Annotated in this window: 2 protein-coding genes; both read left to right on the top strand. The window is 60.0% G+C overall.

The window, feature by feature from the left end; all coding sequences use genetic code 11:
* The coding region (locus ACM615_RS23720) for an ImcF-related family protein (RefSeq protein ID WP_431012612.1) at positions 1-2244 on the top strand (2244 nt) is incomplete at its 5' end.
* A gap of 16 nt (positions 2245-2260) precedes the next feature.
* Positions 2261-2611 (top strand): type VI secretion system baseplate subunit TssF, encoded by a 351-nt coding sequence (locus tag ACM615_RS23715; RefSeq protein ID WP_431012611.1) that lies wholly within the window; start codon positions 2261-2263, stop codon positions 2609-2611.
* The last annotated feature ends 129 nt before the right edge of the window (positions 2612-2740 follow it).

Genomic DNA, 2740 nt, shown 5'->3' with positions numbered 1-2740 from the left:
GATGCATTCAAACCGCTGCTCAGTGGCTATTTTCAGCTGCCGCTGTACGGCGTAGCGTTTTCACCGGCGCTGACGTTACGCGCCTACAGCCCGCATGAACGTGCGGATTCTCCGGTCTGGCGGGAATTGTCTGCCGGCATTCACCGCCGCGCCGGTCGTCCGGTTGGGGTAACGGCGCGAACAGTGGCGAAGTGGAGCGCCGCGACCGCGATGCTGGTATTGGCCATCGGTACAATCGTGTCCGGCATCAGCAATTACCGGCTGGTGACCGGCAGTGCGGAGCAGGAACAACAGGCGAAAACCTCGCCCTCGCCTGCCGTTTTGTCCTCGTTGCAACAGAGGGTGCAAACCTTACTGATTCAGCAGGAACAGGGCACGCCGCTGTATCGCCGGTTTGGTCTGGACGTGACGGATTCGCTGATTCCTGCCCTCTGGCCGCAATACTCGGCGCTGGCCCACAGGCTTATCGTTCAACCGGCGCAGCGGCAGCTTAGTGCGGCGTTGATGTCACCCACGCCGTCCTACGATGCCCTGAAAACCTACCTGATGCTGGTTCAGCCCGACAAAACCACCGGCGCAGAGGCGCAGCGCTATTTAGTGCAGCAGCTGACGCCGTTGCTGAAAAACGTTGCGCCGCAGAATATCGCTTTTATGACCACGCAGTTTGCCCGGCATCCTGACTGGAAAATCCGGCCAGGTAACGCGGCGGTCACGCAGGCGCGGGCGGCCTTGCTGAATGCCATGAGCGGCGCGGACGCAGAACAAAAACTTTATGGTTCCCTGATTTACCGCACCTCACGCAACTTCGCGGATTTGTCGCTGACGCAGCTGCTTGACGGTCAGGACTCGGGCGGAATGTTTACTCTCGACGCCGACGTACCGGGCAGCTTTACCCGTCAGGCGTACGAAGGCGCAATCGCGCCGGAGATAGCCGCCCTTGTCACCCAGCGTCAGGAACAGGTCAGCTGGGTACTGGCAGAGCCGGGGCATCCGGTGGAAGCCTCTCTCTCCCCCGCCGCACTGGGTGAACGGTTAACGGCGCGCTATTTTGCCGAATACGGTACCGCGTGGCAGAAAACGCTCAACCAGCTGAAGGCGCATACGGCGGCGAATCCGGCAGAGCAGCTGGCACTGGCTTCTGACGTCAGCCGGTCGCCACAGATAGCGCTGATGAAACAGCTGGCCTGGCAGGGACTGGCGGGCAGCCCGAACGAACGACGCAGTGAGCTGAATCCTGCCCTGCAGCCAGTGTTTGGCGGCATCGTCTCGATGGCGACCGGTGCCAGTAAAGGGAACGGTATTACGCTATCTGCCTGGCGGTCACAAACGGCGGCATTGCGCGACAAGATGCGCAACCTTTCGGCGGCCACCGGCGGCACGGCGGCGCTCTCACAGTCGGTATTTCGCGGGACACAGATTGATAACGCGGTTTCTGAGTTGCCCGCCCGTCTGCGTGCCCAGCTGGGCAGCGGCTGGCAACCGATGGCACAGGCGCTGTTTTTGGCGCCGCTCAGCCAGACATGGAAAGGCGTGATGACCACCGGCGTAAAAGGGATGGATGCACAGTGGCAGCAGGATATTGTCGCGGTCTGGCACAAAGAATTCGATAACACCTTCCCGTTCACCGACAGCCCGAAAGACGCGTCGCTGGCGGCGCTGAATGATTTTATCAATCCGCAGACCGGCCTGATTGCCGGTTTCATCCGCGAGCGTCTGAACGGCGTGCTGGAGTACAAAGACAACCGCTGGCAGAAAGCCGACAAACTGCCGCCGGGGCTGACAGTGAACGCCGCGTTTCTCAGCAAGCTGAACCAGCTCGACCGGTTAGGTCACGCGCTTAACGATACGGGGTGGGGATTTCGTTTCAAACTGCAGGCGGGCACCGCCAGAGACGTGGTGCAGACCGAACTGAGCATCGATGGCCAGAAGCTGGTCTACTTCAATCAGATGCCGTTATGGCAGGACATTCAGTGGCCGGGCGACACCTATTATCCCGGTGCATCACTGGTGTGGACCAGCGTCCGCGCCGGTGCGCGGCTCTGTTTTGACACGCCGGGCACCTGGGCATTTTACCGGCTGCTGAAGAAGGCCAAAATTACGCAGGTGGACGACACGCATTATCAGGTGGTCTGGACCGCCGGTGACGGCCTGCCGCTCAATTACCGCCTGGCCTTTATTGCCGGTAACGATCCGGTCAGCCTGCTGAAACTTGATGGTTTCAGATTACCTACCACGATTTTCTGATAACGCAGGCACCGACATGGAAGACGATTTCTTAAAATATTTTGACGGCGAAATGCGCTACCTGAAGGAAGCCGGGCTGGAGTTTGCGAAAGAATTCCCGGAACTGGGGCGGGCGTTAGGTCTGGACAGCAGTCCGGTTCCGCGCGATGACTCGGTGGAGCGGTTGTTTCAGGGCTTTTCGCTGATGATGGCCAAGCTGCGGCAGAAGATTGATGACGATATTCCCGAGCTGACTGAGCCGCTGCTCTCGCACCTGCTGCCGGTGATCAACCGCACCCTCCCCTCCACGGCGATTGTCGAACTGACACCGGCCACTCCGGAGCTGCACGTGCGCGAAGAGGTGTTGCCCCTGAAAGCGATTTGTTAACCCAGCCACTGGGCAACGACCGTCAGCGCTGCGTTTATCGCACCACCCGCGACCTGAAAGTCCATCCGTTTGCCCTCGATAACGTCTCGTTATTCACCCTGCAGGAAGGCCAGCAGGCTCTGAAACTGC

The organism is Rahnella sp. PAMC25617 (assembly GCF_050606005.1).
Lineage (GTDB): Bacteria > Pseudomonadota > Gammaproteobacteria > Enterobacterales > Enterobacteriaceae > Rahnella > Rahnella variigena.
This window is presented reverse-complemented; position numbering and strand designations above follow the sequence as displayed.

Excerpts from the sequence above, each read along its gene's own strand:
- ACM615_RS23715 (WP_431012611.1), top strand. The coding sequence starts at position 2,261 with ATGGAAGACGATTTCTTAAAATATTTTGACGGCGAAATGCGCTACCTG.